Raw genomic sequence first — 25,893 nt, forward strand, 5'->3', positions numbered from 1 at the left:
CCGGCTCAGACCGGCTCCGGCACGCGTTCGCGATGGAGATCCAGCCGCAGGCCGGTTTCGGCGTCGAAGGCATGGAGCCGATCGGCCGGCAGTTGCAGGCCGATCCGGTCGCCGCTGCCGATGGGCATGGCGTCTGTCACCGTGACGGCGAAGAGCGTGCCGCCGAGTTCGGCATAGACGACGCGCGAGGCGCCGAGCTCTTCGATGAAGTCCACCACCGCCTCGGCGCTGCCGGGCGCACCGACCCGCGTCAGGATAGCGTGTTCGGGGCGGATGCCGATCTCGACGCGCCGCGAGCCGAGGCCGACGCGCGAGCCGACGGGAAGCGTGATGCGGTGGCCGTCCTTGAGGCGGATGGCGTCGTCGGCCTCGAGCTCGCCGGACAGGAGCGTCATAGGCGGCGAGCCGATGAAGCTCGCCACGAAGCGCGTTGCGGGCCGCTCGTAGATCTCGGCCGGCGTGCCGACCTGCTCGACATGGCCGGCATTCATCACCACCAGCCGGTCGGCCAGCGTCATGGCCTCGACCTGATCGTGCGTGACGAAAATCGAGGTGGCCGAAAGGCGTCGGTGCAGCTTGCGGATTTCGGCGCGCATGGTGACGCGCAGCTTGGCGTCGAGATTGGACAGCGGCTCGTCGAACAGGAAGACGCTGGGCTCGCGCACGATGGCGCGGCCCATGGCGACGCGCTGGCGCTGGCCGCCCGAAAGCTGCGCAGGCTTGCGGTCGAGAAACTCGGCAAGGCCGACCACCGCCGCCGTCTCGCGCACTCTCCGCTCGCGCTCCGCCTTGGGTACGCCAGCGACCTTCAGCGCGTAGCCGATATTCTCGGCCACGGACATGTGGGGGTAGAGCGCGTAGTTCTGGAACACCATGGCGCAGCCGCGCTCGCGCGGCTCCAGCTTGTTGACGACGCGCCCGTCGATGGCGATCTCGCCGCCCGTGATGTCTTCCAGCCCTGCGATCATGCGCAGCAGCGTGGACTTGCCGCAGCCCGAAGGCCCGAGGATCACCACGAACTCGCCGGAGGCGAAGGCGATGTCGATGCCGTGCAGCGTCGCCTTGGCGCCGCCATAGGATTTCCGAAGGTTCCGAATGTCGATCTGCGCCATGGCCCCCTCCTTATTTCTCGGTTGCGATGAGGCCGCGCACGAACCAGCGTTGCAGCACGGCGACGACGATGAGCGGCGGAAGCACGATGATCAGCGCGCCCGCATTGGTGACGTTCCAGTCCGGCAGCCCGTTCTCGGAGGGGCGCAGCGCGCGCAGCGCCGTCATGGCCGTGGAGTAGGAGGGGTCGGTCACCATCAGACGCGGCCAGAGATACTGGTTCCACGTGTCGGCGAAGAGGATGGTGGCGAGCGCCAGCATGTTGGTGCGCGACAGCGGCAGGAGGATATCGACGAAGAAGCGCCAGGGGCCGGACCCGTCCATGCGCGCCGCCTCCGCCAGCTCGTCCGGCACGGTCATGAAGAACTGGCGGAACAGGAACGTGCCCGTGGCGGTGGCGACCAGCGGCAGGGTGAGGCCGGAATAGGTGTTGAGGAGGTTCCAGTCGATGCCGACCTCGATGCCGGTCAGCGTCTGGATCAGGAGGCGGAAGGGCTGGAAGGCGTCGGCGGCGATGTTGTAGGTCGGCACGACGCGCACTTCGAGCGGCAGCATCAGCGTCATGAAGACGAGCCAGAAGAAGACCATGCCCCAGCGCGAGCGGAAATAGACGATGGCGAAGGCGCTGAGCGCCGACACCGCGATCTTGCCTGACGTCACCAGCCCCGCCATGACGAAGCTGTTGAAGAGGGCCAGGCCGAGATCGGCGCGCTGCCAGGCGGCGGCGTAGTTCTTCAGCATCTCGCCGCCCGGCACGAAGCTGAAGGGGACGGCGTTGACCTGGGCGACCGACTGCGTGGAGGCGCAGATCACGATCCAGAAGGGAACGAGCACCAGGGTCAGCGCGACGAGCAGGATCGCGTAGGTGACGATGTTGGCGAAGGGGGTTTTCTCGATCACGGCCAGCCCCTCAGCGATAATGCACGCGCCGCTCGACGAAGCGGAACTGGACGAAGGTGAAGACCATGATGATGGCGATGACCATGAGGCTCTGCGCAGCAGCGCCGGAATAGTCGAGCCCTTCGAAGGCTTTCGCCACGATGTTGAAGACCATGACGTTGGTGGCGTTGTTGGGACCGCCATAGGTGGTGCGGTCGACGATGCCGTAGGTGTCCTTGCCGACGAAGCTTTCCGTCGCGATCAGGATCAGGAGAAGGAACAGCGTCGGCGTCAGCATCGGGATCTGGATGTCGATGGCGCGGCGCAGCGGGCCGGACCCATCCATGGCGGCGGCCTCGGTCAGCGAGCGCGGGATCGATTGAAGGCCCGCTAGAAGGAAGATGAAGCAGTAGCCGACCCATTTCCAAACGAAGCAGGTGATGATCAGGATCATCGCGTGGCTGCCGTATTTCGCCGGGTTCCAAAAGTCGGGATGCGCCGCGTTGACGATCGCCATCAGCCCGCGCTCGGGCGAGAGGATGAAGAGAAAGGCGGTGCCGACCGCCGGTCCGGCCAGGGCATAGGGCCAGATGTAGAAGAAGCGGAAGAACTTCGAGCCCTTGAGCTGCCGGTCCACGGCGAGCGCCAGGACCAGGGCGAGGGCGAGCGTGATGAAAGTGCTGGAACAGGCGAAGATCAGGCTGACGCGCACCGAGTTCCAATATTGGGTGTCGGCGAAGACGGAGGTGAAGTTCTCCCAGCCGACGAAGATGCGCTCGCCCGCGCCGCCGAAGGCCGGCTCCAGCGTGAAGGCCCAGTTCATGACCGAGACGGCCGGCCAGTAGAAGAAAAGGAAGATGAGCAGGAGCTGCGGTAGGGCGGCGACGGCCGGAACCCAGCGGCTCTTGAAGACGACGCGCTTCATGGGAGACATCCGCTATGAGGCGCGCCGCCGGCCCCTGATGGAGACCGGCGGCGCGGGTTGAAGGCAGGTCGGCTCAGTTCAGCGTCTGGCCGGCATAGGTCTTCTCGAAGCGGCGCAGCAGCGTGTTGGAGCGCGCGGCGGCTTCGTCGAGGCTCGTCTGGACGTCGGCGTTCTGCATGAAGATCGCCTCCAGCGCGGTCGAGAACTCCTTGCGGATCTGCGTGTAGTTGCCGAGGCGGATGCCGCGCGTGTTGTCGGAGGGCTCGGTGAAGCTGAGGCTCTCGATCGCGAGTTCGCGGCCCTTGAACTGCGGCTTGTCGTAGAAGCCGTTGGCCTTCATCGCCTGGAAGCCGGTCTTCGTCACCGGAATGTAGCCGGTGACCGTGGACCACCATTCCACCATGTCGGGCTGGGCGATGAAGTTCAGGAAGGCGGCCGCACCCTTGTATTCGGCCTCGGGGCGATCCTTCATGACCCAGAGCGAGGCGCCGCCGACGAGCGACTTCTGGCGCTCGGTGCCCTCGAAGACCGGCAACATGGCGACATGCCACTCGACGCCGGCGGGAATGGTCTTGCCGACCGTGCCGTGATCGGCGATCGAGCTCATGGCCATCTGGCAGGTCTGCGACGAGAAGGCCGGGATCGGGTCCATGCCGAGCGCCTTGGTCTTCACGACGAAAAGCTTCTCGTCCGCCTGCTTCTTCCAGAACTTGATCTCGTCCACGACCTTCGTCTTGTTGAAGACGACTTCCGCGTCGAGGCCCTTATAGCCGTTGGCCTGGGTGGCGATCGGCTGGTTGTGGATGGCGGAGAACTGGTCCAGCGAGAACCAAGGGTCGAAATTGATGGCCATCGGGCATTCGAAGCCCGCGTCCTTCAGCTTGCGGGCGTCAGTCGCGACCTGTTCCCAGGTCTTCGGCGCGTCCGTGATACCGGCCTTTTTGAAGGCATCGGCATTGTAGTAGAAGACGGCGGTGGAGGAATTGAAGGGGAAGGACTGCAGCTCGCCCTTCGCCGTGGCGAAGTAGTTGGCAATGCCCGGGAAGTAGTTGTCCCAGTCGATCTTGTAGCCGCTGTCGGCCATCAGCTTCTTGGCGGGGACGAAGGCGTTCGACATCATGAGGTCGAGCGTGCCGGCGTCGTAGACCTGGGTGATCGCCGGGTGCTTCTTGGCGCGATAGGCGGCGATCGTGTTCTGCAGGTTGGTGTCGTAGGCGCCCTGGCTGACGCAGTTGATCTCGTAGTCCGTCTGCGAGGCGTTGAACTTGGTGCAAGCTTCCTGCACCCGCTCGCCGAGATCGCCGGAAAGGCCGTGCCAGAACTCGAACTTGACCGGGGCGGCCTGCGCCGTGCCCGACAGACCTGCCAAAAGCGCAAGCGCGCTCGCCGCGCCGAAGATTTTCGTCAGCATCTTAGCCCCATCGATCCGAAAAATTGTTGCCGAACTCTTGTTGTTCGTCGCGGCGCTCTACTAGGTAATGGTGGACGGCGAGTACAATGAAGTTTGGATGACGGTCCGTGAAACAGACATTCGCGGTTTTGTTTCACATCCGTCAAAAATCCATGACGAGACTGTCACCGAGGTGACATGGGGCCCGTGCTAGCGCCCGGCTCGGCGTCCACCGCTTCTCGCCGTGAGATCAGCCTTTCCCCTTCACGAATCGTCCGAGCCCCCATGACCTCCCGTTTCGCCGCTCCCGCCGCCGAGCCGCTGTCGCTGCGCTCTCCCGTTTTGGATTTCGACCCGGCCGATATCCTGGTGATCGCCCATCGCGGCTCCTGGGCGCGGGCGCCCGAAAACTCTATCCAAGCCATTCGCGACGCCATCGCGCTCGGCGTCGGGATGGTGGAGATCGACGTGCGCCAAGCCGCCGACGGCGCGATGGTGGTGATCCACGACGACACGCTGGACCGCACCACGGAAGGAACCGGCCCCGTCCGCGCTGAGACGGGCGAGGCCATCCGCCGGATGCGGCTTCGCGAGCGGGGCGGCGACGAGGGCGCGGCGCTGACGGAGGAGCGGGTGCCTTCGCTTTTCGAGGCGTTGGAAGAGGCGCGCGGGCGCGTGCTCGTTAATATCGACACCAAGTCGGTGAGCGAGCTGCCGGCGGTCTCGGCCGAGATTCTCAGCGGCGGTTTTAGCGCCGGCGTGGTGGTGAAGGCCGAGCTGAAATCCAGCGAGCTGGCGCAGCTGCCGACCGATCATCCCGCCTTCGGCCCGCTGCCCTTCATGCCGGTCGTCGTCTCGGCGCCGCAGGGCTTTGCCGGCGATCTCGCCGCGCTGGCGCCGCTGTCGCCCTTCATGATCGAGTGCAAGCCCCATTGCGTCGCCGATCTGGAAACGGGCATGGAAGTGGCGCGCACGATCGGCGCGCGGATTTGGCTCAACACGCTGGACGTGGCTCACATGACCGACTTCAACGACACGGCGGCCATGGCCGACGCGGACGCCATCTGGGGGCGGCTGCTCGATCTCGGCGTCGGCGCGATGCAGACCGACGAGTCGCAGGCTCTCGTCGCCTATCTCGCCGGGCGCGGCCTCAAGAGCGCCCGTCCGTGACGCTCGAGCGCATGGCGCGCCGCGACGCGGCGAGCGAGATCGTGAAGGCCGCAGCAAACGACGCGCTCGGCTTCTTCTCGCAGCGCGCGGGGCTGGCGGTCGAGACCAAGGCCGGTCCTCGCGATTTCGTGTCCGACGCCGACCGCACGATCGAGACGCGCGTGCGCGCCCTGCTGGCCGAGCGCTTCCCGGGCGAGGCCGTGGTCGGCGAGGAGGCCGGCGGCGAGACCGCCGCGCGCTACTGGATCGTCGATCCCATCGACGGAACGTCGAACTTTCTGGCCGGCTCGCCGCTCTGGGGCGTGTCGCTCGGCTTCGTGGAAGAGGGCGAGCCCACCGTCGGCGCCATCGCCGCGCCCTGCCTAGGCGAACTCATGGCCGGGGCCAAGGGAGCCGGCGTCCTGCGCAACGGCGTTCCGTTCGAGCGGCGGGTCACGGTCGAAGGGCTGGGTCTCGTGTCGATCGGAGACAGTCCCGGCGAGGATCTGGAGGCCACGATCGCGCTGCAGCGCCGCCTGCGAGAGCGGAACTGGATCGTGGAATCCTTCCACTGCACCTCGGTCTCCATGCTGTTTGCCGCGCTCGGTCGCTTCGACGGGCACATCCAGCCGGTGACGACGATGTGGGACATCGCGGGCGGCGCTGCGATCTGCCGCGAACTGGGGCTGGAGGTCGAGATCAGTCAGCACGCGGACGGCGCCTATGGCATCCATGCCGGGACGGCCGCGCTCCTGCGTGATGCGCTCGGAGAAGGCGAGAGAGCAGGCGTCGCCGCCCAATAGTTCCCCCCGAACAGACAAAAAGGCCCGCGTCGATCGCTCGGCGCGGGCTTTACTATGTCAGGGGATCGCGCCGAGATCAGGCTTCGAAGGCGCGCAGCACGGCGTCGCCGGCCTGACCCGTCGAGGCTTCGCCCTTGAGATCGCGCGTGCGCCCTTCCGGCGTCTGAAGCGCGGTCTCGATCGCCGCGACGATCGCGGCTGCGGCTTCCGTCTCGCCGAGATGCTCCAGCATCATCGCCGCCGTCCAGATCTGGCCGATCGGATTGGCGATGGCCTGGCCCGCGATGTCGGGCGCCGAGCCGTGCACCGGCTCGAACAAGGAGGGGAAGCGCCCTTCCGGGTTGATGTTGGCCGAGGGCGCGATGCCGATCGTGCCCGTGCAGGCCGGACCGAGATCGGAGAGGATGTCGCCGAAGAGGTTGGAGCCCACCACGACATCGAACCGGTCCGGGTTCAGGACGAAATGCGCGGTGAGAATGTCGATATGGTACTTATCACTCCGCACGTCGGGATAGTCCGCTCCCACGGCCTCGACCCGCGAATCCCACCACGGCATGGTGATGGCGATGCCGTTGGACTTGGTGGCCGAGGTCAGGTGCTTCTTCGGCCGGGCCTTTGCCAGATCGAAGGCGAAGCGCAGGATGCGGTCCGTTCCGTGGCGGCTCATCACCGTTTCCTGGATCACCACCTCGCGCTCGGTGCCGGGGAACATGGTGCCGCCGACGGCGGAATATTCGCCTTCCGTGTTCTCGCGCACCACCATGAAGTCGATGTCACCGGGCTCGCGGCCCTTCAGCGGGCAGGGCACGCCCGGCATGAGGCGCACGGGGCGAAGGTTCACATATTGGTCGAACTCGCGGCGGAACTGCAGCAGCGAGCCCCAGAGCGAGATGTGGTCGGGCACCTTCTGCGGCCAGCCGACGGCGCCGAAGAAGATCGCGTCCATCGGCGAAAGGATCGCCTTCCAGTCGTCCGGCAGCATCTTGCCGTGTTGGAGATAATAGTCGCAGGAGGCGAATTCGTGGTGCCGGAGGTCCAGCGTGAAGCCGAAGCGGCGCGCCGCCGCTTCCAGAAGCTTGACGCCCTCGGGCATGACTTCGAGGCCGATCCCGTCACCAGGGATCACGGCGATCGTGTAATGTCTGGTCTCGCTCATATCGGTCTTCTCCCTCAAGCCGCCAGGGCGCCGCGAATGTCGGGGATCTCGAGCAGCCCGTCCAGCACCGCCTCGAACCGGTCGACGAGCAGGTCGATCTCCTCGATCGTGCAGACCAGCGGCGGGGCGAAGCCGACGATGTCGTCCGCGAAGGCGCGGAAGATCAGCCCCTTCTCGTAGCCGAGGCGGCTGAGATGCTCGGCGACCTTCAGGTCGGCGGTGGGCTTCAGGCGCTTCTGCTTGTCGGTCACGAGTTCGACGCCGGCGAGCAGGCCGCGCACTCTGACGTCGCCGACCAGCGGATGGCTTTCCATCGCCTGCAGGCGCTGCGTGAAATGGGCGCCCGAGCGCTGGCCGTTCGCCAGAATGCCGCCCTCGGTGTAGAGGCGCAGCACTTCGAGGCCGACGGCGGCCGAAACCGGATGGGCGGAGTAAGTGAAGCCGTGGCCGATCGGCTTTCCAGCCGGCGCGTTGTCGGCGATCGCCCGGTAGATCGTGTCGGACAGGAGCACCGCGCCCATCGGCGAATAGCCCGACGTGAGGCCCTTGGCGACCGTCATCAGGTCGGGCACCACGCCGTCGTGCTCGCAGCCGAAGAGCGGGCCGGTGCGCCCGAACCCAGTGATGACCTCGTCGGCGACGAAGAGAATGTCGAGCTCGCGGCAGGCCTCGCGCATCGCCTTCAGCCAGCCGTCGGGGGGCACGATGACGCCGCCCGACCCCTGCACCGGCTCGACGAAGAAGGCCGCGACATTCTCCGCCCCCAGTTCCTCGACCTTGTCGCGCAGCGCCGCGACGGAGGAGGCGATGACGCTGGCATCGTCCGATCCGTTCGGGTTGCGATACGGATAGGGCGAGGCGATGTGGTGCTGGATGGGCATCGGCGCGTCGAACCCGTCATGGAAAACGGGGAGCGCGGTGAGGCCCGCGCCGACCGTGGAAGAGCCGTGATAGCCGCGCTGCAGCGCGATCATGTGCTTCTTGGTCGGGCGGCCCGTCACATTGTAGAAATAGCGGATGAAGCGCACGGCCGAATCCACCGCGTCCGAGCCGCCGAGCGTGAAGTAGACATGGTTGAGATCGCCCGGCGCCAGTTCGGCGATGCCGGCGGCCAGCCGGATGGCGGGCTCGGAGGAGAAGTGAAAATAGCCGGTGGCATAGGGCAGGCGGCGCATCTGCTCGGCCGCGGCCTCCACGATCGACTCGTGCCCGTAGCCGACATTGACGCACCAGAGGCCGGAGAAGCCGTCGATCAACTCGCGCCCCTCGCTGTCGGTCAGCATCACGCCCTTGGCCGACTGGAGCACCGTGGCGCCGCGCTTCTCGTGCCCGCTCCAGGACACGACGGGGTGGATCAGGTGCTCGCGATCGAGTTCGATCAGGGAGTTGGCGCGCATGGGACGGGCTCCGGTGGAAAGGCTGGAGCCCGAGATTGATCCCGTTCGCGCGGAAGATGGTGCCGGGGCCGGCGCATGCGCGGCCCATTTCGAAGCGTTTGCGGGCGGCGTTCCGGCAGAAGATCGCGGCCGAAGCCGCCTGCCGTCAGGCCGCCTGCTGGCGCTTGGCGTTCACCTCGTCCAGCCAGCCGGTGCGCAGTTCCGGCACCGAGGAAAGGAGCAGCTTGGTGTAGTCCTCGCGCGGGTTGGCGAGCAGCGTCTCGGTCGGCCCGCTTTCCACGATGCGCCCGTTCTGGAGCACCAGGACCTCGTCGCTGATGGCGCGGACCACGCCGAGATCGTGGCTGATGAAGACATAGGACACGGCGAGTTCGCGCTTCAGCTCGGCCAGAAGATCGAGGATCGCCTCGGCCACCACCGTGTCGAGCGCCGAGGTGACCTCGTCGCACAGGATAACGTCGGGATCGGCGGCGAGCGCCCGGGCGAGATTGGCGCGCTGCTTCTGCCCGCCCGACATTTCGGACGGCAGGCGCTCGAGAACGCCGGCGGGCAGGCGGACGAGATCGAGCAGCCTCAAGGTTCGCTTGTGTCGCTCTGCGGTACCGAGGCCATGATAGAAGGTGAGGGGGCGGCCGAGGATTTCGCCGATCGTCTGCGCCGGGTTCAGCGCCGTGTCGGCGTTCTGGAAGACGATCTGCACGCGGCGAAGCTCGTCGCGCTGGCGCTCGTTCAGAGACGGCGCCAGCACCTTGCCGGCGAGCCGCACCTCGCCCCGCGACGCCGGCAGGATGCCGGCGACGACGCGCGCGAGGGTCGACTTGCCCGAGCCGGATTCTCCGATGACGCCCAGCGTGCCGCCCTTGGGCAGACGGAATCCGACATCGTCGAGAATGCGCACTTTGGGGCTGCCGTCGCGCTCGCGCTGGCCATAGCCGGCCAGAATGCCCTTGGCTTCCAGAATAGGCGCGGCGACATGGTCCGGCTCGCGCGCGCCCTCGCGCCGGCTGGCGGGCTCGGCGGCGGCCAGGAGCTGGCGGGTATAGGGGTCCTTGGCGTCGGTGATGATTTCCTGCGTCGGCGCCACTTCCTTCAGGCGGCCATCGCGCAGCACGGCGATGCGATCGGCGATCTGCGCCACCACGGCAAGGTCGTGGCTGACATAGATGCCGGTGATGCCGCGATCGCGCACCGCCTTCTTGAACGAGCAGAGAACCTCGATCTGCGTGGTGACGTCGAGCGCGGTGGTCGGCTCGTCGAAGATCACGAGATCGGGGTCGTTCAACAGCGCCATGGCGGCGAGAAGCCGCTGCAGCTGGCCGCCCGAGACCTGATGCGGATAGCGGTCGCCGATCGTGTCGGGATGCGGCAGGGCGAGCTCGCGAAACAGCGCCTTGGCCTTGGTTCGCGCCTCGTCCGCGCCCATCGAGCCGTGAATCACAGCGCTTTCGATGACCTGCGCCATGATCGTGCGGCTAGGATTGAACGAGGCCGCCGCGCTCTGCGCGATATAGGCGATGCGGTTGCCCCGGATCTGGCGCAGCGCCTTCTCGCCCGCCGCCGTGATGTCGGTGCCGAACACTTCGACATGGCCGGAATGGATGTGGCAGCCCTTGCGGGCATAGCCCATCGTGGCGAGCGCGATCGTGGTCTTGCCCGAGCCGGACTCGCCGATCAGCGCCAGGACCTCGCCGCGCTGGATGGTGAAGTCGATATTCTCGACGATCACGGTTTCCTCGCGCCGCTCGCGCGCCACGACGCGAAGGCCCTTGACCACGACCTGGCCGGAGGTGCGAAGCCCGCTTGCCTTGAGATCCGTCATGTCAGGCTTTCCCCGCGCCGGCCCGGCGGCGGCCGGGCAGATTGTCGATGAAGAGATTGACGCCGATGGTGAGGATGGCGATCGCGATCGCGGGAACGATGACGGCCGGCGCGCCGTAGGGAAGGCCGGCGATGTTTTCGCGCACCAGCGAGCCCCAGTCGGCTTCCGGCGGCTGCACGCCGAGCCCGAGGAAGGAGAGACTGGACAGGAGCAGAACGACGAAGACGAAGCGCAGGCCGAAATCGGCCAGAAGCGGACCCAGCATGTTGGGCATGATCTCGCGCATCATGATGTAGCCGCGCCCTTCGCCGCGCGCCCGGGCGGCGAGCACGAAGTCTTCCTGCGCGATGTTGACGGCGAGCGCGCGCGTGATGCGAAAGCAGCCCGGCACGTAGATGAAGGCGAGCGTCAGCGTCAGCACGGGAAGCGACGAGCCGAGGCCGGCCACCAGAACCAGCGCCAGCATCTTGGACGGGATGGAGGTGAGCGCGTCCAACGTGCGCGCCAGGGCGCTGTCGGCAAGGCCGCCGATGACGGCCGCGAACAGGCCGAGCGCGATGCCGCAGGAGCAGGCGAGCGCGGTGGCGACGAAGGCGATGCCGACCGTATAGCGCGCTCCGAGCAGAACGCGGCTCAGCATGTCGCGGCCGAGATAGTCGGTGCCGAGCGGATAGGTGGCGCTCATCGGGCCGAACACGTCGAAATCGACGATCTCGCCGGCGTCATGCGGGGCCAGCGTTGTGCCGAACAGGGCGGTCAGCACGGCGAGAAGGATGAGGACCCCGCCGATCACCGTCATGGCGTTGAGATGAAGCCGGCGTTTGGGACGGGTCTCCGGCATGGGCTGGCTCACGGACGCGAGGGGAGTGGAGCGGGCAAAGGGGCTCATCGATGACGCAGCCTCGGATTGGAGACGATGGCGATGATGTCGGCCATTGTCACGAGGAGGAGATAGACGGCGCAGAAGACGATGGCGCAGGCCTGCACGACGGGCATGTCGCGCATGGACACGCTGTCCACCATCAGCTTGGCGATGCCGGGATAGTTGAAGATCGTCTCGACGATAATGACGCCGCCGAGCAGATAGGAAAGGCTGAGCGCGACGGCGTTGGCCACCGCGCCCACCGTGTTGGGCAGTGCATGGCGCAGGACGACGCGAAGCGGGCTCGCGCCCTTGAGGATCGCCATCTCGACATAGGGCGCCTTCAGCGCTTCGATCATCGCGGCGCGGGTCATGCGCACCATCTGCGCGACGACCACGAAGGACAGGCTGACCACCGGCATGGCGACGGCGCGCAGGAACTGGAGCGGCGTCGCCGAGGGCGGCAGGAAGGAGAGGGCCGGCAGCCAATGGAGGTGCACGGCGAAGATCAGCACCGCCAGCGTCGCGACCAGGAATTCGGGAACCGACACGACGGAAATGGTGAGGATGCCGACCGTGCGGTCATAGGCCGAGCCGCGCCAGACGGCGGTGGTGATGCCCAGAAATAGCGCGAGCGGCACGGAGATGGCCGCGACGATGCCGGCCAGCGTCAGCGACGAGGTGAGCCGCGTCCAGATCAGATCGCTGACCGGCTGACGGCTGACCAGCGACAGGCCGGCGTCGCCCGTCACCAGACCTCCCAGCCAATGCACGAAGCGCAGGAGCGCCGGCTCGTCGAGGCCGAGCGCGGTGCGCAGGCCCGCGACGGCGTCCGGCGTCGCGCTCTGGCCCAGAATGGCCTGCGCCACGTCGCCCGGCAGGAGCTGCGTCGCGCCGAACACGACGAAGGACACGAAGAACAGGGTTCCGAGCGCCACCGCGAGGCGCCCGGCGACGAGTTTTCCGATGCGGCTGTTCATGCGCTTGGCCTTTCAAGAAACCGCCGGCGCCCCGTTTGGAGCGCCGGCCGGGACCTTTGTTCGGATCAGGCGTCGAGCCAGACGTGCTCGCCGAAGGCAAAGCCCATCATGGGGCCGGTGGTCATCGGCTTCATTCCCTTCAGCGTCTTGGAATGGACGTCGAGATTGGAGGTGAAGGCCGGGATGATGACGCCGGACTCGTCGTGAATGAGAGCCTGCGCGTCGTGGTACATCTGCTTGCGCTTGGCGTCGTCCGTCTCGGCGCGGGCGCCGACGACCAGCTGGTCAAACTTGGGGTTCTTCCAGCGCGACTCGTTCCAGTCGGCGTCCGAGAGATAGAAGAGGCTGAGCAGGAGATCGGCGGTCGGGCGCGGGTTGATGTTGCCGAAACCGACCGGCGACTTCATCCAGTAGTTCGACCAGAAGCCGTCCGAGGGCACGCGCTGAATGTCGAGCGTGAAGCCGACCTTCTTGGCTTCCTGCTGCAGGAGGGTCGCCATCTCGACCGAGTTGTCGGCGGCGGGCGAGGCGACGATCGGGATCGTCTGGCCGAGGACGCCGGCTTTCTCGAAGTGGAACTTCGCCTTGTCCGGGTCGAAGGCGCGCTGCGGCAGGTCGGCGTGGAAGCGGTTGGACTTGGGGATCGGCTGGTCGTTGGCGACCTCGGCGTAGCCGCGGAAGATCGCCTTCTGGATCTGCTCGCGATTGGTCAGGTACTTCATGCCCATGACAAAGTCGGAGTTCTGGCCCGGACCCTCGTCGAGACGGATGATGAGATTGGTGTAGTTGCCGGCGTCGGTGCGCAGCACGTCGAACGCGCCGGCGCCCTCGATCACCGCCAGCGAGCGCGGGTTGATGGTGGAGGCGAGCTGCACGTCGCCCGACATCAACGCGTTGACGCGGGCCTGCTCGTCGGCGAGGCCGAAGAACTCGATCTGGTCGAGATAGGGCGCGTTGGGGCGCCAGTAATTCTCGTTGCGCAGCGCGATCGTACGCACGCCCGGCTGGAACTCGCCCAGCTTGAACGGGCCGGTGCCGACACCCTTGGAGAAGTCGGTCGTGCCGTCCGGCACGATCAGGAACTGGCTGGTGCCGAGGATCGTCGGGAAGTCGGCATTGGCGCCGGTCAGCGTGATCTGGACTTCCGCGTCGCCGTTGGCCGAGATTTCGGCCATTTGGGCGGCGAGCTTCTGCGCCTTGGAGCCGATCGCCGGGTCGAGATGGCGCTTCAGCGAGTAGAGCACGTCCTTGGAGGTGAAGCTCTTGCCGTCGTGGAAGGTTACGCCCTTGCGCAGCTTGAAGACCCAGACCTTGGCGTCTTTGGTCTCGAAGGTTTCGGCCAGCGCCGGCTGGGGCGCGCCGCTTTCGTCGATTGTGGTCAGGCCGTTGTAGAAGAAGTTGCAGCGCGTGTAGTCGGAGGCGTTGGACGCCTTGGCCGGGTCCAGCGTGTCGGCCGTCGAGGCGGCGTAGCTGGCGACGCGGATGGAGCCGCCGCGCTTTGGCTCGGCGGCGAAAGCGCGGGTCGCGCCGGTGAAGACCGAGCCGCCCATGGCGAGGCCCATGCCGGCGAGGCCGAGCATGGCAAGCACTTCGCGCCGGTTGGCGCCCCTGCGGACGGTGTCGAGAACCAGAGTGCGGTCCTTCGGCGACATGGCTTCGAATGCGTCTGCGTCGAGCTTCGACATCGTCGTCTTTCCTTCCGGCATGGCTGTTGATGGCTGAAATGATGGCGGTGACGGAGGGCTTTCGGCGTCCTTGTTGCAGCGCCGCATTTTTGCGCAGTCTCGCGTCGGCACAAACAAACAGCATCATCCTCGTAGGATTGTCAACAATCAGAACGGCGTGGTAACGCTTTTTGTGAGGTCGTCCCTCTCGCAGGCGTCCCCAGGCATCCCATCGAAGCCGACCCGGCACGCGCCCTCGGCATCGCCCAGAGGCAGGTCCGCATGTCCGAACTCCTTCCGCTTCTCGAGCGCCTCGTCGGGTTCCCCTCCGTCTGCCGCACGCCGAACGGCGAGATCGCAGGCTTTGCCCGCGACAGGCTCGTGGCGGCCGGCGGCGAGGTGACGATGATGACCGGCCCGGAGGGCGACCGGGTCAATCTCTTCGCCAGCTTCGGCCCGCGCGACGTGCCGGGCGTCATTCTCTCCGCGCATCTCGACGTGGTGCCCGCTCCGGCGGAGGGCTGGGGCGGCGATCCGTTTCGGCTGCGGCGCGAGGGCGATCGGCTGATCGGGCGCGGCGCGGCCGATATGAAGGGGTTCGTCGCCGCCGTCCTTTCCATGCTGCCCGAACTGCCCGAGAAGCTTAGCCGCCCCGTGCATGTCGCCCTGTCCTATGACGAGGAGATCGGCTGCGTCGGCGTGCGCCACATGATCGAGCGGCTTCCCCAGCTCTGCGCGCCGCCGGAGGCCTGCATCGTCGGCGAGCCCTCCGACATGCGCCCCGTCCTGCGGCACAAGGGCAAGGTCGCGGGGCGCGTGACGATCCACGGGCGCGCCGGCCATTCCTCGCGGCCGGACCTTGCCGACAACGCCGTGCATCTGGCGGCGGACGTGATCGCGCTGGTCCGCGCCCTGCACGAGGAATATGCGGCGAAAGGCCCGTTTCATCCGCAGTTTGAGCCCGCCGCCTCGACGCTTCAGGTGGGCGTCGTCGGCGGGGGAACGGGCGTCAACATCGTGCCCGATCTCTGCCGCGTCGAATGGGAGGCGCGGGCCGTGCCGGGCGTCGATCCCATGGCGATCGCCACTGAACTCGACCGCTGCATCGCCGTGCTGCTGCGCCCGCTGCAAATGGCGGGGCGCAGCCTGCGCGTGGAGAGCGAAATCCTCTCGGCCTATCCCGCGCTGGACCTGCCCGACGACTCGCCGCTGCGCGGGCTAGCGGAGCGCATCTCCGGTCATGCAGCGCTAGGCGCCGTCAGCTACGGCACCGAAGCCGGGCTGTTCCAGGCGGCAGGCGTGCCCTCCATCATCTGCGGTCCCGGCAGCATCCGCGAGGCGCATCGCCCGAACGAATCCATCGGCCTGGAAGATTTGGAAAGCTGCCGCGCGGCCCTTCGCCGTCTCTTCGCGGAGCTGACCTGACGCTGCGTCCAAAGGGTCGGGCGACTTACGTTATAATTGTTGACAATCATACGATATGGATGAAGATGGGGCTGGATCTGCAAGGACGAACCTCGCAGCCGCTTCCCCCACAGGTGATTTGGCCATGAAGCTCGCATCCTATTGGCTCGATACGGCGCCGGCCTTCACGCTGGGCGCTGAAGGGCCCGTGCCCGGCCGGGTGGACGTGGCGGTGGTCGGCGGCGGCTTCACCGGCCTTTCGGCCGCTCTCGCGTTGGCCAAACGCGGCGCAAGCGTCGCGGTGCTGGAAGCGGGCGAGGTGGGAGGCGCGGCCTCGGGCCGCAATGGTGGCCAGTGCAACAACGGCTTCGCGCTCGACTTCCGCTCGGCCTCGGCGATGCTGGGCGAGGAGCGCGCCGTTGCGCTCTACCATTCCTATGACGCGGCCGTGGACACGGTGGAGCGGCTTGTGCGCGAGGAGGGGATCGACTGCGATTTCCGCCGGGGCGGAAAGCTGAAGCTCGCCGCCAAGCCCGAGCATTTCGACAAGCTGCAGCGCACGTTCGAGGCCCTGTCGAAGCGGGCCGACCCCGACACGATGCTGGTCGCGCCCGGCGACATCCGCTCCGAGGTCGGCTCCGACGCCTTTCATGGCGGGCTCGTCTATAAGAAGAGCGCCGGCATGCATGTCGGCAAGTTCGCACGCGGCCTCGCCTCGGCCGCCGTGCGCCATGGCGCCGGCGTCTACGAACACGCGCCCGTGCGCGGCCTCAAGCGCCTTCAAGGCACGGCCCACGAGGTGGAGACCGCGCGCGGCACCCTTCGCGCCGAGCAGGTTCTGCTCGCCACAGGCACCTCGACCATCGGCCCGCTCGGCTGGTTTCGCCGTCGCATCGTGCCGATCGGCTCCTTCATCATCGCGACCGAGCCGCTGGCGCCGGACCTGATCGACCGCCTCATGCCGACCCGGCGCATGGCGACCGACTCCAAGAATGTCGGCACCTATTTCCGCATCACGCCCGACAACCGGCTCCTGTTTGGCGGACGCGCGCGCTTTGCCGTGTCCAACCCGGCGCAGGACGAGAAGAGCGGACGCGTCCTGCGCCGCACGCTCGACCGCGTCTTCCCCGAATTGGCCGGCACCCGCATCGACTATTGCTGGGGCGGCGTGGTGGACATGACCTCCGACCGCCTGCCGCGCGCGGGCGTGAAGGACGGGCTCTTCTATTCCATGGGCTATAGCGGCCACGGAACGCAGATGGCGACCCATATGGGCGGCGTCATGGCCGAGGTGCTGGAAGGGCGGGGCGAGCGCAACCCCTTTGCCGGGCTCGACTGGAAGGCCGTGCCGGGCCATTTCGGGCCGCCCTGGTTCCTGCCTTTCGTCGGTGCCTACTACCGCCTTCAGGATGTTCTGCACTAGAAAGACTGCGGGTCGAACGAGTTCGAACGGGATGATGCGATGAGTGCCGGAGCAGAGAAGCGTGCCCCCAAGCGCCTGGTGCGCACCACGCTTTCGGGACAGATCGCGGAGGGCATCCGAAATTCGATCCTCGACGGCACCTTCGCGCTCGGCTCGCAGCTCAACGAGATGGAGCTGGCCTCCACCTTCGGCGTCAGCCGGGGGCCGGTGCGCGAGGCCCTGCAGCGCCTGATCCAGGAAGGGCTGCTGCGTTCAGAGCCCCATCGCGGCGTGTTCGTGCCCGAGCTTTCGCCGGCCGATCTTCTCGACATCTATTTCGTGCGCCGCTCGCTGGAGCTTGTCGCCATGCGCCGCATTATGGAGAAGGCGGATCGGCACGCCGTGGTCGCCGATCTCAGCGCCATCACCGAGCAGATGAAGGACGCGCTGAAGCGCGAGGACTGGCTGCGCATCGCCGATCTCGACATGCAGTTCCACCGGCGCATGGTGGACGAGGCGCGCAGCGACCGGCTCAGCCGCTCCTTCGCCACGCTCCAGGCCGAGACGCGGCTCTGCCTGCAGATGCTGATGGGCGGCTACAAGGAGAATGCGCTTCTGGTCGAGGAGCACGAATGCCTGGCCTGGCTGATCGACGAGGGCAAGGTGGACCCGGCGCTGGCCGAGCTGGAGCGCCATTTCGGCGACCCGGTGCGCACGCTGGAGCGCGCCAATGCCCTGCGCAACAAGGAGAAGCTCGACGCGGAAGCGGCCTGACGCCGCCTCCGCTTCTTCGTCTCAATAGGCCCGGCTGCGGTCCACCGTATTCTCCGCCTTCTGCCCGCTGCGCAAAGCCCGAATGCCCCGGATGACCTGACGCGCGGCGCCGGCCGGATGGGTGGCACTGGCGATATGCGGGGTGATCCAGACCTTGGGATGTCTCAGGAGCGGGTCATCACTGGCCGGCGGCTCGGCGGCGAGCACGTCCAGCACCGCGCCGGACATCTGACCGCTTTCGAGCGCGGCGAGGAGATCGGCTTCCACCAGATGCCCGCCGCGCCCGACATTCACCAGTGCCGCACCGGTCGGAAGCTGGGCGAAGAGGTCCGCGTTCAGGATGCCACGCGTCGCCTCGGTCAGCGGCAGGAGGCAGACCAGACTATCGGTGCCCGCCAGAAACGCCTCGCGCTCCTCGCCCCCCGCGAAACACTCGACACCGGCAAGCGCCTTGCGCGAGGCGCTCCAGCCGCGCACGGGAAAGCCGAAGGCCTGCAACCCGGCGGCGACCGCTTGGCCCATGACGCCGAGGCCGAGAATGCCGACGCGCCGATCCGCCGCGCGGCGAAGCGGGCGCGCCTGCCAGCACCCGGCGCGCGCATCCTCGACATAGAAGGGCAGGTCGCGGTGCAGGGCGAGCACCGCCATCACGACATATTCCACCATGGAGGCGGTGAGGTCGGGATCGACCATGCGCACCACGTCCATCCCCGGCGGAAAGGCGGCAATCGGCAGATGGTCGATGCCCGCACCGATGCAGAAGAAGGCCTCGACCTTCGGCATGGCGGCAGCGAGATCCTCGGGCGGCGTCCAGGCGACGAGATAGGGCGCACTCGCCGCTTCCCCCGCCGGGTCCCAGTCCACCAGCTTCATGTCAGGCGCTTCGGTGCGGAACACCTCGTGCCACACGGCGCCGCGCACCGGATCGGACTTGTAGGCGACGAGGATCGGGTCCATCGCGGTTTCCATTCTCAAGCTGCCGCGCCGCTGAAGCGGGCGATGGAATAGGGCTCGATCGGGGTCGTGGTTGCGCCCGTCGCGATCAACTCGGCCATCACATCGCCGACGCCCGGCCCGATCTGGAAGCCCGCGCCGCAGAAGCCGAAGGCGTAGAAGAGGCCCGGCGTCGTGGCGCTCGGCCCCATGATCGGCACGTCATCCGGCAGGTAGCTCTCGACGCCGCTCCAGGTGCGGATGATGTTGACGCGGGCAAGCCCGGGGATCATCCGGCGCATCTGCTCGAACTGGCCGAGAATGTTCTCCGGCAGGACGCTCGCCCGGTTCGTCTCGTTGGAGGCGGGGCCGCGCGTCGAGCCGCCATAGACGACGTTGCCGCGCTTCACCTGCCGGAAATAGACGGTCTCCTTCACATGCGGCGTCGAGACACCGAAGGTCGGCCCCAGCCGATAGGGCAGGGGTTCGGTCACCGCCATCTGCGGCCCGTGCACGGCCAGCGGCACGCTTTCGCCGAACTGCGAGGAGAGCTTGTTGCCCCAGGCGCCGGCCGTCACCAGCACGATCGGCGCGCGGAACGTGCCTTTCTCCCGCGTTTCCACGGTGAAGTCTGCGCCCGTCTTGCCGATCGACAGGACCTCCGTGCCTTCCTCGACCCGCGCACCAGCGCGCGCCGCCGCCCGGCCGAAGGCGGGCGCGGTGAGGCGCGGGTTGGCATGGCCGTCGATCGGCGCGAAGCAGCCGGCGATCGCATCCCGCCCGAGATAGGGAAAGCGCGCCCGAAGCGCGTTGCTGCTGATCATTTCGAGATTGAGCCCATAGGGGCGCGCGTCGTTGGCATAGGCTTCGAGCTTGGCCGCCTGTTCTGGCGTGTAGCAGATGCGCAAGTGACCCGAGGCGACGAACTCGCAATCCTCGCCGATCAGCTCCGGCAGCCGGCCCCAGATGTCGCGCGCCCGGTTGGCGAGCGGCAGCTGATGGAGATAGCGGCCCTGCCGGCGCACATTGCCGAAATTCGTGCCGCTGGCCTGCTGGCCGGTGAGCCCGCGCTCCAGAAGCGTGACCGACAAGCCGCGCCGGCGCAGGAAGAAGGCGGCCGAGCATCCCATGATGCCGCCGCCGACTACGATGACGTCGGACTGGTTCACGCGCTTTCCTCCGTAAGAGTGGCGACCGAGAGCGGCTTCACCGGCGCCTGTCCGCGCAGACGGCCGGCCTCGCGGAGGCTGGAGCCCGTCGCCTCGGCGAGGATTTCGGCCGCGGCCGAGCCGCAGAAGCGGCCCTGGCAGCGGCCCATGCCGACGCGCGACAAAGCTTTGGCCCGGTTGAGCTCCGGCGCGCCCTTGGCTTTGGCCGCCTCGCGCAGGTCCCCGGCCGTGATTGCCTCGCAGCGGCAGAGGATCGTCTTGTCCTCGACGCGCCGCGCCAGATGCGCCGGCCAGGGGAAGGCCTCGGCCAGACCATCGCGAAAGCGCTCCATCACGCTCATGGTGCGGCGAAGCCCAGCGCGCTCGGCCTCGTCCACCGGCAGGCCGAGATCGCCAAGCACGGCCAGCGCGGCGAGGCGCCCAGCCGTCTCGGCCGCGTCCGCGCCGAGGACCCGAATGCCGTCGCCCGCGAAATAGATGCCCGCGCGTGGCGAGCGTCCATCCGTGTCGATCTCCGGCCGGAAGCTCTGCGTCGTCTCGTCGAAGGTGAAGGGGCAACCGGCGAGATCGGCAAGCTGCGTTTCGGAGCGCAAGTGAAAGCCCATGCCAACCGCGTCCGCCAATGTGCGATGCTCCGCGCCCTTGGCGTCCCGCCAGAGGACGCCGGCCACGCTGCTCTCGCCCTCGATGGCGAGCGGCGTCACGCCGTTGTGGACGGGAACGCCCTTGGCCGCGAGCACGGCGCGGAAATAGAGCCCGCGCGCCAGGAATTCCGGCCGCACGGCAAGCTTGGGCAGGGCGCGCGCTTGAGCCGAGGCGGGCGAGGTGTCGAGCACCGCTGCCACCACGGCGCCGGCCTTGGCATATTGATAGGCCACGAGATAGAGAAGCGGCCCCGTGCCGAGGAAGACGACGCGGCTGCCGATCGTGCAGCCCTGCGCCTTCAGCGCGATCTGTGAACCGCCGAGCGAATAGCAGCCCGGCTTGGTCCAGCCCTCGACCGGCAGAAGCCGGTCCGTCGCGCCGGTGGCGAGAATCAGCGCGTCGAAGCTCTCCGCCCGCGCCACGCCGTTCGAGACGAGATGCAGCGTTTGCTCGCGCAGGTTCCAGGCGAGCGTTTCGGGGCGGTAGTCGATACGGGGTTGAAGCGCCTCGAACCCGTCATGCAGTGCCTTGGCCCGCCCGGCGTCGAAGCCGTAGAGCGCCTTGTGCATGCGGCCGTGGGTGAGCGGCGGGCGGCGGTAGATCTGCCCGCCGGCGCGGGGTGCCTCGTCCACCACAATGGGTTTGAGGCCCGCTGCCACCAGTCGCTCGGCGGCGCGGATGCCCGCCGGGCCGGCGCCGACGACGATTACGCGGGGAGTGGCCATGCGTCCTCCGAGGGAAAGCTGGTGACGATGCGCAGGCCCGGTTCGGCCGGCGTGGTGCAGGCGCGCAGGCGGTCGCCGTCCGGCGTCCAGACCCAGCAGTCCTGGCAGGCGCCCATGAGGCAGAAGCCGGCGCGCGGCCCGTCGCCGAACTCCGACTGGCGCAGCGTGCCGCGCGACAGGAGCACGGCGGCCATGACGCTGTCGCCCTCCAGGGCGGACACGGGCTGGCCGTCCACCTCGATTTCGATCGATCGCCGGCCGGTCTCGGCGACCCGGCGGAAGCGCGGCACCATCACCCGCATCTCCTTGTCTGGAACATGGACTCATTCTAGCCCGATGCATCGCCCGAGGGGATGGGGCGGGCGCCCCGCGACGGCACGTTCATGCGAACCCGGGGAGGCCGGCGGCAAATCATGCTGCGAACCCGCCGCGAGACCTCTCTCTGGAGGCCGGATTTCGGGTGAAACGGGTGGCGTGGCAGCAGGACATGCTGAGCGCGCGGCGGAGAACGATAGGAACGGCGCGAAAAGGCGCGGGCTGCCCGGCGCGATCCGCTGCGACCGGGCCTATGCTCTTCCCATCCGCCCCGCCGCCTTCCGAAGAGAGATCAGATGGCCTGCTTCGCTCCCAAGTTCATCACCTTCGACTGCTACGGCACGCTCATCTATTTCGAGATGGCCCCCGTCGCCCGCGCGCTCTATGCCGACCGCGTCGCCCCCGAAGCGATGGACCGCTTCATCGCGGACTTCTCCTCCTTCCGTCTGGATGAGGTCCTGGGCGCCTGGAAGCCCTACAAGGATGTGGTCGCCAACGCTCTGCAGCGCACCTGCAAGCTGAACGGCGTCGCCTATCGCGATTCCGACACGGACGCGGTCTATGCCGCCGTGCCGACCTGGGGCCCGCATCCCGACGTGCCCGAAGCGCTCGCCCGCGTCGCCAAGGAATTCCCGATCGTCGGCCTCACCAATTCCATGGTGGATCTCATCCCGCCTTCGATCGAGAAGATCGGCGGGCCCTTCCACGCCGTCATCACGGCGGAGGAGACCGGCGCCTACAAGCCGCAGATGAAGGGCTTCGAGTATATGCTCGACAAGCTCGGCGCGCGCCCGGAGGAGGTAATGCACTGCTCCTCCTCGTTCCGCTACGACCTGATGACCGCCCATGACATGCATTTCGGCGCGCGGGTCTTCGTCAATCGCGGCCACGAACCGTCCAACCCGAAATACTCCACGCACGAGATCGCCGACATTCGCGGCCTGCCGGGGCTTCTGAGCCTGTGAGCGCGCTGGCTGAGAGCGCGAGCCAGCGCACGTTTCACGACCTTCGCGCCTTTGCGGGCGATCGCAAGGCCGGCAACGCCGTCGCGCCGGATGGTGACGCCTTCCTGTCCGCCCGCCGTCTGCTGCCGATCGAGAAGGGCGCCGTCACCGTCGCCGCGATCGACCTGCCGGCCGGCTCGGGCGAAGTGACCTCGCTTGCGGCGGACGAGTTCGTCATCGCCGCCGAGGGCGAGGTTAGCTTCACCGACGCGGACGGACGCACGGTGGACCTCGCCGAAGGGCGCAGCCTCGTTCTCGCCAAGGGCGCGCGCTTTCGGTGGAGCACCGGCAGCGGCGCGTCGCTCTTGGTCGTGGCTTATCCCAATGGCGGCGGCTCGGCGGCCGGCATCGTGCCGATCGACGAGACGGCCAAGCTCGAAGCGTCGAACCCGCCGCTCGCCGCGCTGCTGGTCGGGGAGACGCCGAGCTGCCGCAACCACACGGACTATCGCTCCGGCGACGGCGAGTTCGTCTGCGGCACTTGGGATTCCACGCCCTATCACCGCCTGCCCATGGTCTACCGCCATTACGAGCTGATGCATCTCCTGGCCGGTTCCGTGACCTTCGTGGACGAGGCCGGGCGGGAAGGGACGTTCCGCAAGGGCGACATCTTCTTGGTGGAAGCCGGCGCGTCCTGCTCCTGGGACAGCCGTGAGCATGTCGCGAAAGTCTACGCTATCCATCGCCCGGCCTGACCGCACATCGACCATCGACCGGACGGCGTCCTCCCGTCGCCGTCCGGCTCTCTCCCCCTTCTGCCGCTGGGCTTCGCCATGGCGGCGCCAGAGCCTGGAGTGTCCCATGAGTCGTGCCGTCATCATCGGGGGAGGGATCGTCGGTCTCTCGATCGCCCGCGCGCTTCTGAAGCGCGGCCACGAGGTGCACGTGATCGACCAGGGGCCGATCCCCAATCCGCAGGGTGCCTCGGTCGATCGCCATCGCATGATTCGGCCGCACTATGGCGCGGCTACCGGCTACGCCCGCATGGTGGCCCCGGCCTTCGAGGCCTGGGACCGGCTCTGGGCCGATCTCGGCGAAACGCATTTCGAGAACACCGGCGCGATCTCCATTTCGCTGGAGCCCGGGGACTATGCCGCCAAGACTCTGGCGAGCTTTCGCGAAGCCGGCATTCCGCATGAGGTGCTGGAAAAGGCCGGCGTCGAGGAGCGCTGCCCGCAGCTGATCCTTCCCGAGGGCGCCTGGGGCGTCGTGGCCGAGCCGGCCGGACCGCTCTTTGCCGACCGCATTGTGGCGGGCCTTGCCGATTGGCTGCGCCGCAACGGCGCGACGCTGGAGGAGAACTGCCGCATCGCCCGCGTCGAGCCGGACGCGGCGCGCGCCTGGTGCGAGGACGGCAGCGAGATCAATGGTGACCGGCTGGTGGTGGCGGCCGGCGCCTGGCTTCCCGGCCTGATGCCCGAGCAATATGGCGAGGCCCCGGCCTATCGCCAGGCGCTGCTCTATATCGACCCGCCGCAGGACTATGCCGAGGCTTGGCGCGAGGCGCCGCCCATCGTCACGCTTGGCGACCACACCGGCTACACGCTGCCCGACCGGCGCGGCGCCGGCCTCAAGATCGGCTACAGCAACCACCGCCGCCGCGCCCGGCCCGATGTCGAGGGCTTCGCGTCGGATTTCGAGGCGGAGTCGCAGGCGATCTTCCAGCCCTTCGTGCCCTATCTGCGCAAGGCCGAGGCCTATCGGCCGCTGCGCCTGCAGCTCGGCTATTACGTGCTCTCGCCCGACCGGCGCTTCCGCTTCGAGGCGGCGGGCAAGGGGCTCGTCATCACCGATTGCGACGGGCAGATGTTCAAGTTCGGCCCGCTGGTGGGGGAGCGCGTCGCCGGCATGTTCGACGGTGCCGAAAGCGCCGAGTCGCTGAAGCATTGGGCGGCGGGATACTGAGATGAGCCTGTCCTTCGATCCCGCCTCCGTTCGCCTTCCCAACGGCCATTTCATCGGCGGCGAGCTGGTGAGCGAGGGCGTCGACACGCTGCCCTTCGTGCGCCCGTCCGACGAGCGGGTGGTGGCCGACCTGCCGGTGGCCGATGCCGCGATCGTGGCACGCGCCGTCGAGAACGCGCACCGGGCGCAGCGCGCCTCGGGCTGGGGCACGATGGCACCGCGCGATCGCGCCCGCCTTCTGCGCCGCTTCGCCGAGCTGATCGAAGCCAAGGGCGAGGAACTCGGCCGCCTGGAAGCGGTGTCCTCGACACGTCCGATCACCGCCGCCATGGCCTATGACGTGCCCGCGACGGCGGAGGCGTTCCGCTTCTTCGCCGAATATGCCGACAAGTCGGGTGGCGAGGTCGCGGCCACGCGCGCCGATCATCTCGGCCTCATCATCGCCGAGCCCTATGGTGTCGTCGCGGCCATCACGCCGTGGAACTTCCCGCTCTCCATGGTCTCCTGGAAGGCGGGCGCGGCCATGGCGGCGGGCAATGCCGTGGTGGTGAAGCCCTCGGAGATGACGCCCTTCTCCACCGTTCGCCTCGCCGAGCTCGCGATCGAGGCCGGCATTCCGGCCGGCATCTTCAATGTCGTGCAGGGCGACGGACAGCGCACGGGCGACGCGCTCTGCCGCCATCCCCTGATCGCCAAGATCTCCTTCACCGGATCCACCGCGACGGGCGCCGCCATCATGCGCGCCAGCGCCGAAAGCGGCACCAAGCCGGTGACGCTGGAACTCGGCGGAAAGAGCCCGCAGCTCGTCTTCGCCGACATTGCCGATGTCGAGCGCACGGCCGGGCATGTCTCGGGCTCGATCCTCTACAATGGCGGCCAGGTCTGTGTCGCCGGCTCGCGCCTCATCGTGCAGCGCGGCGTGGAGGCGCCGATGCTGGAGGCCCTGGCGCGGCGCTTCCGCGACATCCGGCCCGGCCCGACCTGGGAGGCCGAAACGGGCTTCGCGCCGATCATCTCGCGCCGGCAGATGGAGCGCGTCGACGACATCGTGCGCCGCACGCTGGAGGCGGGGGCGACGGCGCTCGTCGGCGGCGCGCCGATGGCGTACCGCAACGAGGGCGCCTTCTATCAGCCGACCATCCTGACCGACGTCACGCCCGACATGCCCGCCGTGCGCGAGGAGGTCTTCGGTCCGGTTCTGACCGTGCAGAGCTTCGAGACCGAGGCGGAGGGCATCGCGCTCGCCGACCATCCCGACTACGGTCTGGCCGCCGGTGTCCACACGGGCGATCTTGGCAAGGCCATGCGCGCCATGCGAGGCATTCCCGCCGGCACCGTCTGGATCAACCGATACGGACGCACGGCCGACTTCGCCATTCCGACCGGCGGCTTCAAGCGCTCCGGCATCGGCAAGGATCTGGGCCGCGCGGCTTTCGAGGCCAACCAGCGGCACAAGAGCGTGCTGATCGAATTCTGAGGAGGT

Annotated in this window: 23 protein-coding genes; 9 read left to right on the top strand and 14 right to left on the bottom strand. The window is 67.8% G+C overall.

Annotation, left to right across the window (positions count from 1 at the left end; translation table 11 throughout):
• Positions 1 to 5: 5 nt before the first annotated feature.
• From AUL32_RS03735 to AUL32_RS03750, 4 genes are all read right to left on the bottom strand, one after another.
• Positions 6 to 1,112: a sn-glycerol-3-phosphate import ATP-binding protein UgpC gene (locus AUL32_RS03735; RefSeq protein WP_062111884.1), complete on the bottom strand. Its 1,107-nt coding sequence runs from the start codon at positions 1,110 to 1,112 to the stop codon at positions 6 to 8.
• Positions 1,113 to 1,122: 10 nt separating this feature from the next.
• A complete protein-coding gene (locus tag AUL32_RS03740) occupies positions 1,123 to 2,010 on the bottom strand; it encodes an ABC transporter permease subunit (protein WP_062111886.1) in 888 nt (295 codons plus the stop codon).
• Positions 2,011 to 2,020: 10 nt separating this feature from the next.
• Positions 2,021 to 2,914, bottom strand: coding sequence for a carbohydrate ABC transporter permease (locus AUL32_RS03745; protein ID WP_061975038.1), 894 nt, complete (start codon positions 2,912 to 2,914; stop codon positions 2,021 to 2,023).
• Between the two features lie 73 nt (positions 2,915 to 2,987).
• Entirely contained in the window at positions 2,988 to 4,325 is a 1,338-nt protein-coding gene (locus AUL32_RS03750) for an extracellular solute-binding protein (RefSeq protein WP_061975040.1), read from the bottom strand.
• 264 nt (positions 4,326 to 4,589) lie between these two features.
• Between AUL32_RS03750 and AUL32_RS03755 the strand changes: the two genes are divergently transcribed.
• Entirely contained in the window at positions 4,590 to 5,474 is an 885-nt protein-coding gene (locus AUL32_RS03755) for a glycerophosphodiester phosphodiesterase family protein (protein WP_062111887.1), read from the top strand.
• Positions 5,471 to 6,256 carry an inositol monophosphatase family protein gene (locus AUL32_RS03760; protein ID WP_244497631.1) on the top strand — a complete coding sequence of 262 codons (786 nt, stop codon included), beginning with the start codon at positions 5,471 to 5,473 and terminating at the stop codon, positions 6,254 to 6,256. Before AUL32_RS03755 ends, AUL32_RS03760 begins: the two co-directional genes overlap by 4 nt.
• Positions 6,257 to 6,332: 76 nt before the next feature.
• Here the strand turns inward: AUL32_RS03760 and AUL32_RS03765 are convergent, their stop codons facing one another.
• The 6 genes from AUL32_RS03765 to AUL32_RS03790 form a co-directional block, all read right to left on the bottom strand.
• Positions 6,333 to 7,412, bottom strand: coding sequence for a tartrate dehydrogenase (locus AUL32_RS03765; protein ID WP_062111889.1), 1,080 nt, complete (start codon positions 7,410 to 7,412; stop codon positions 6,333 to 6,335).
• Positions 7,413 to 7,426: 14 nt separating this feature from the next.
• Complete coding sequence (locus AUL32_RS03770; protein ID WP_062111891.1) at positions 7,427 to 8,809, bottom strand: aminotransferase class III-fold pyridoxal phosphate-dependent enzyme; 1,383 nt, start codon at positions 8,807 to 8,809, stop codon at positions 7,427 to 7,429.
• A 145-nt stretch (positions 8,810 to 8,954) separates the two neighbouring features.
• Positions 8,955 to 10,628 carry an ABC transporter ATP-binding protein gene (locus tag AUL32_RS03775; RefSeq protein WP_062111893.1) on the bottom strand — a complete coding sequence of 558 codons (1,674 nt, stop codon included), beginning with the start codon at positions 10,626 to 10,628 and terminating at the stop codon, positions 8,955 to 8,957.
• A 1-nt stretch (position 10,629) separates the two neighbouring features.
• Positions 10,630 to 11,517 (bottom strand): ABC transporter permease, encoded by an 888-nt coding sequence (locus AUL32_RS03780; RefSeq protein WP_082659249.1) that lies wholly within the window; start codon positions 11,515 to 11,517, stop codon positions 10,630 to 10,632.
• Positions 11,514 to 12,470 (bottom strand): ABC transporter permease, encoded by a 957-nt coding sequence (locus AUL32_RS03785; RefSeq protein ID WP_061975051.1) that lies wholly within the window; start codon positions 12,468 to 12,470, stop codon positions 11,514 to 11,516. The genes AUL32_RS03780 and AUL32_RS03785 overlap by 4 nt, the downstream gene beginning before the upstream one ends.
• Before the next feature lie 65 nt (positions 12,471 to 12,535).
• Complete coding sequence (locus AUL32_RS03790; RefSeq protein ID WP_062111897.1) at positions 12,536 to 14,155, bottom strand: ABC transporter substrate-binding protein; 1,620 nt, start codon at positions 14,153 to 14,155, stop codon at positions 12,536 to 12,538.
• A 261-nt stretch (positions 14,156 to 14,416) separates the two neighbouring features.
• On the opposite strand from AUL32_RS03790, the gene argE reads away from it, so the two are divergent.
• The 3 genes from argE to AUL32_RS03805 all read left to right on the top strand — a co-directional run bounded on the left by argE (position 14,417) and on the right by AUL32_RS03805 (position 17,714).
• The gene (gene argE / locus AUL32_RS03795; protein WP_062111898.1) at positions 14,417 to 15,559 is read left to right on the top strand and encodes an acetylornithine deacetylase; all 1,143 of its coding nucleotides are present in this window, start codon (positions 14,417 to 14,419) and stop codon (positions 15,557 to 15,559) included.
• Between the two features lie 124 nt (positions 15,560 to 15,683).
• Positions 15,684 to 16,961, top strand: a complete 1,278-nt coding sequence (locus tag AUL32_RS03800; RefSeq protein ID WP_061975057.1) for an NAD(P)/FAD-dependent oxidoreductase — start codon at positions 15,684 to 15,686, stop codon at positions 16,959 to 16,961.
• Positions 16,962 to 17,000: 39 nt separating this feature from the next.
• A complete protein-coding gene (locus AUL32_RS03805) occupies positions 17,001 to 17,714 on the top strand; it encodes a GntR family transcriptional regulator (protein WP_062111900.1) in 714 nt (237 codons plus the stop codon).
• A gap of 21 nt (positions 17,715 to 17,735) precedes the next feature.
• On the opposite strand, the gene AUL32_RS03810 is transcribed toward AUL32_RS03805, so the two are convergent.
• From AUL32_RS03810 to AUL32_RS03825, 4 genes are read right to left on the bottom strand one after another with little or no spacing between them, the layout of a single operon-like run.
• Positions 17,736 to 18,671, bottom strand: a complete 936-nt coding sequence (locus AUL32_RS03810) for a 2-hydroxyacid dehydrogenase (protein WP_192847421.1) — start codon at positions 18,669 to 18,671, stop codon at positions 17,736 to 17,738.
• A 14-nt stretch (positions 18,672 to 18,685) separates the two neighbouring features.
• On the bottom strand, positions 18,686 to 19,816 hold the full coding sequence (locus AUL32_RS03815) for an NAD(P)/FAD-dependent oxidoreductase (protein WP_062111902.1): 1,131 nt from the start codon (positions 19,814 to 19,816) through the stop codon (positions 18,686 to 18,688).
• Positions 19,813 to 21,186, bottom strand: a complete 1,374-nt coding sequence (locus tag AUL32_RS03820; RefSeq protein WP_062111904.1) for an NAD(P)/FAD-dependent oxidoreductase — start codon at positions 21,184 to 21,186, stop codon at positions 19,813 to 19,815. The genes AUL32_RS03815 and AUL32_RS03820 overlap by 4 nt, the downstream gene beginning before the upstream one ends.
• Positions 21,168 to 21,479: a (2Fe-2S)-binding protein gene (locus AUL32_RS03825; RefSeq protein ID WP_062111906.1), complete on the bottom strand. Its 312-nt coding sequence runs from the start codon at positions 21,477 to 21,479 to the stop codon at positions 21,168 to 21,170. Before AUL32_RS03825 ends, AUL32_RS03820 begins: the two co-directional genes overlap by 19 nt.
• A 318-nt stretch (positions 21,480 to 21,797) precedes the next feature.
• Here AUL32_RS03825 and AUL32_RS03830 point away from each other — a divergent pair, with 318 nt between their 5' ends.
• From AUL32_RS03830 to AUL32_RS03845, 4 genes are all read left to right on the top strand, one after another.
• Positions 21,798 to 22,466 carry a haloacid dehalogenase type II gene (locus tag AUL32_RS03830; protein WP_062111908.1) on the top strand — a complete coding sequence of 223 codons (669 nt, stop codon included), beginning with the start codon at positions 21,798 to 21,800 and terminating at the stop codon, positions 22,464 to 22,466.
• The gene (locus AUL32_RS03835) at positions 22,463 to 23,200 is read left to right on the top strand and encodes a cupin domain-containing protein (protein WP_082659251.1); all 738 of its coding nucleotides are present in this window, start codon (positions 22,463 to 22,465) and stop codon (positions 23,198 to 23,200) included. The genes AUL32_RS03830 and AUL32_RS03835 overlap by 4 nt, the downstream gene beginning before the upstream one ends.
• 106 nt (positions 23,201 to 23,306) lie before the next feature.
• Positions 23,307 to 24,410 carry an NAD(P)/FAD-dependent oxidoreductase gene (locus AUL32_RS03840; RefSeq protein WP_062111910.1) on the top strand — a complete coding sequence of 368 codons (1,104 nt, stop codon included), beginning with the start codon at positions 23,307 to 23,309 and terminating at the stop codon, positions 24,408 to 24,410.
• A gap of 1 nt (position 24,411) precedes the next feature.
• Positions 24,412 to 25,887: an aldehyde dehydrogenase family protein gene (locus tag AUL32_RS03845; protein ID WP_062111913.1), complete on the top strand. Its 1,476-nt coding sequence runs from the start codon at positions 24,412 to 24,414 to the stop codon at positions 25,885 to 25,887.
• The last annotated feature ends 6 nt before the right edge of the window (positions 25,888 to 25,893 follow it).

The sequence above is a fragment of the Aureimonas sp. AU40 genome (genome assembly GCF_001463785.1).
Classification (GTDB): Bacteria; Pseudomonadota; Alphaproteobacteria; order Rhizobiales; family Rhizobiaceae; genus Aureimonas.

Bases quoted from the DNA above. Each gene is read 5' to 3' on its own strand.
- AUL32_RS03750 (WP_061975040.1), bottom strand. From the start codon at position 4,325: ATGCTGACGAAAATCTTCGGCGCGGCGAGCGCGCTTGCGCTTTTGGCA.
- AUL32_RS03765 (WP_062111889.1), bottom strand. From the start codon at position 7,412: ATGAGCGAGACCAGACATTACACGATCGCCGTGATCCCTGGTGACGGG.
- AUL32_RS03800 (WP_061975057.1), top strand. From the start codon at position 15,684: ATGAAGCTCGCATCCTATTGGCTCGATACGGCGCCGGCCTTCACGCTG.
- AUL32_RS03805 (WP_062111900.1), top strand. From the start codon at position 17,001: ATGAGTGCCGGAGCAGAGAAGCGTGCCCCCAAGCGCCTGGTGCGCACC.
- AUL32_RS03845 (WP_062111913.1), top strand. From the start codon at position 24,412: ATGAGCCTGTCCTTCGATCCCGCCTCCGTTCGCCTTCCCAACGGCCAT.
- AUL32_RS03755 (WP_062111887.1), top strand. From the start codon at position 4,590: ATGACCTCCCGTTTCGCCGCTCCCGCCGCCGAGCCGCTGTCGCTGCGC.
- AUL32_RS03775 (WP_062111893.1), bottom strand. From the start codon at position 10,628: ATGACGGATCTCAAGGCAAGCGGGCTTCGCACCTCCGGCCAGGTCGTG.
- AUL32_RS03785 (WP_061975051.1), bottom strand. From the start codon at position 12,470: ATGAACAGCCGCATCGGAAAACTCGTCGCCGGGCGCCTCGCGGTGGCG.
- AUL32_RS03820 (WP_062111904.1), bottom strand. From the start codon at position 21,186: ATGGCCACTCCCCGCGTAATCGTCGTCGGCGCCGGCCCGGCGGGCATC.
- AUL32_RS03825 (WP_062111906.1), bottom strand. From the start codon at position 21,479: ATGGTGCCGCGCTTCCGCCGGGTCGCCGAGACCGGCCGGCGATCGATC.
- AUL32_RS03735 (WP_062111884.1), bottom strand. From the start codon at position 1,112: ATGGCGCAGATCGACATTCGGAACCTTCGGAAATCCTATGGCGGCGCC.
- AUL32_RS03830 (WP_062111908.1), top strand. From the start codon at position 21,798: ATGGCCTGCTTCGCTCCCAAGTTCATCACCTTCGACTGCTACGGCACG.
- argE (WP_062111898.1), top strand. From the start codon at position 14,417: ATGTCCGAACTCCTTCCGCTTCTCGAGCGCCTCGTCGGGTTCCCCTCC.
- AUL32_RS03745 (WP_061975038.1), bottom strand. From the start codon at position 2,914: ATGAAGCGCGTCGTCTTCAAGAGCCGCTGGGTTCCGGCCGTCGCCGCC.
- AUL32_RS03780 (WP_082659249.1), bottom strand. From the start codon at position 11,517: ATGAGCCCCTTTGCCCGCTCCACTCCCCTCGCGTCCGTGAGCCAGCCC.
- AUL32_RS03770 (WP_062111891.1), bottom strand. From the start codon at position 8,809: ATGCGCGCCAACTCCCTGATCGAACTCGATCGCGAGCACCTGATCCAC.
- AUL32_RS03840 (WP_062111910.1), top strand. From the start codon at position 23,307: ATGAGTCGTGCCGTCATCATCGGGGGAGGGATCGTCGGTCTCTCGATC.
- AUL32_RS03790 (WP_062111897.1), bottom strand. From the start codon at position 14,155: ATGTCGAAGCTCGACGCAGACGCATTCGAAGCCATGTCGCCGAAGGAC.
- AUL32_RS03810 (WP_192847421.1), bottom strand. From the start codon at position 18,671: ATGGACCCGATCCTCGTCGCCTACAAGTCCGATCCGGTGCGCGGCGCC.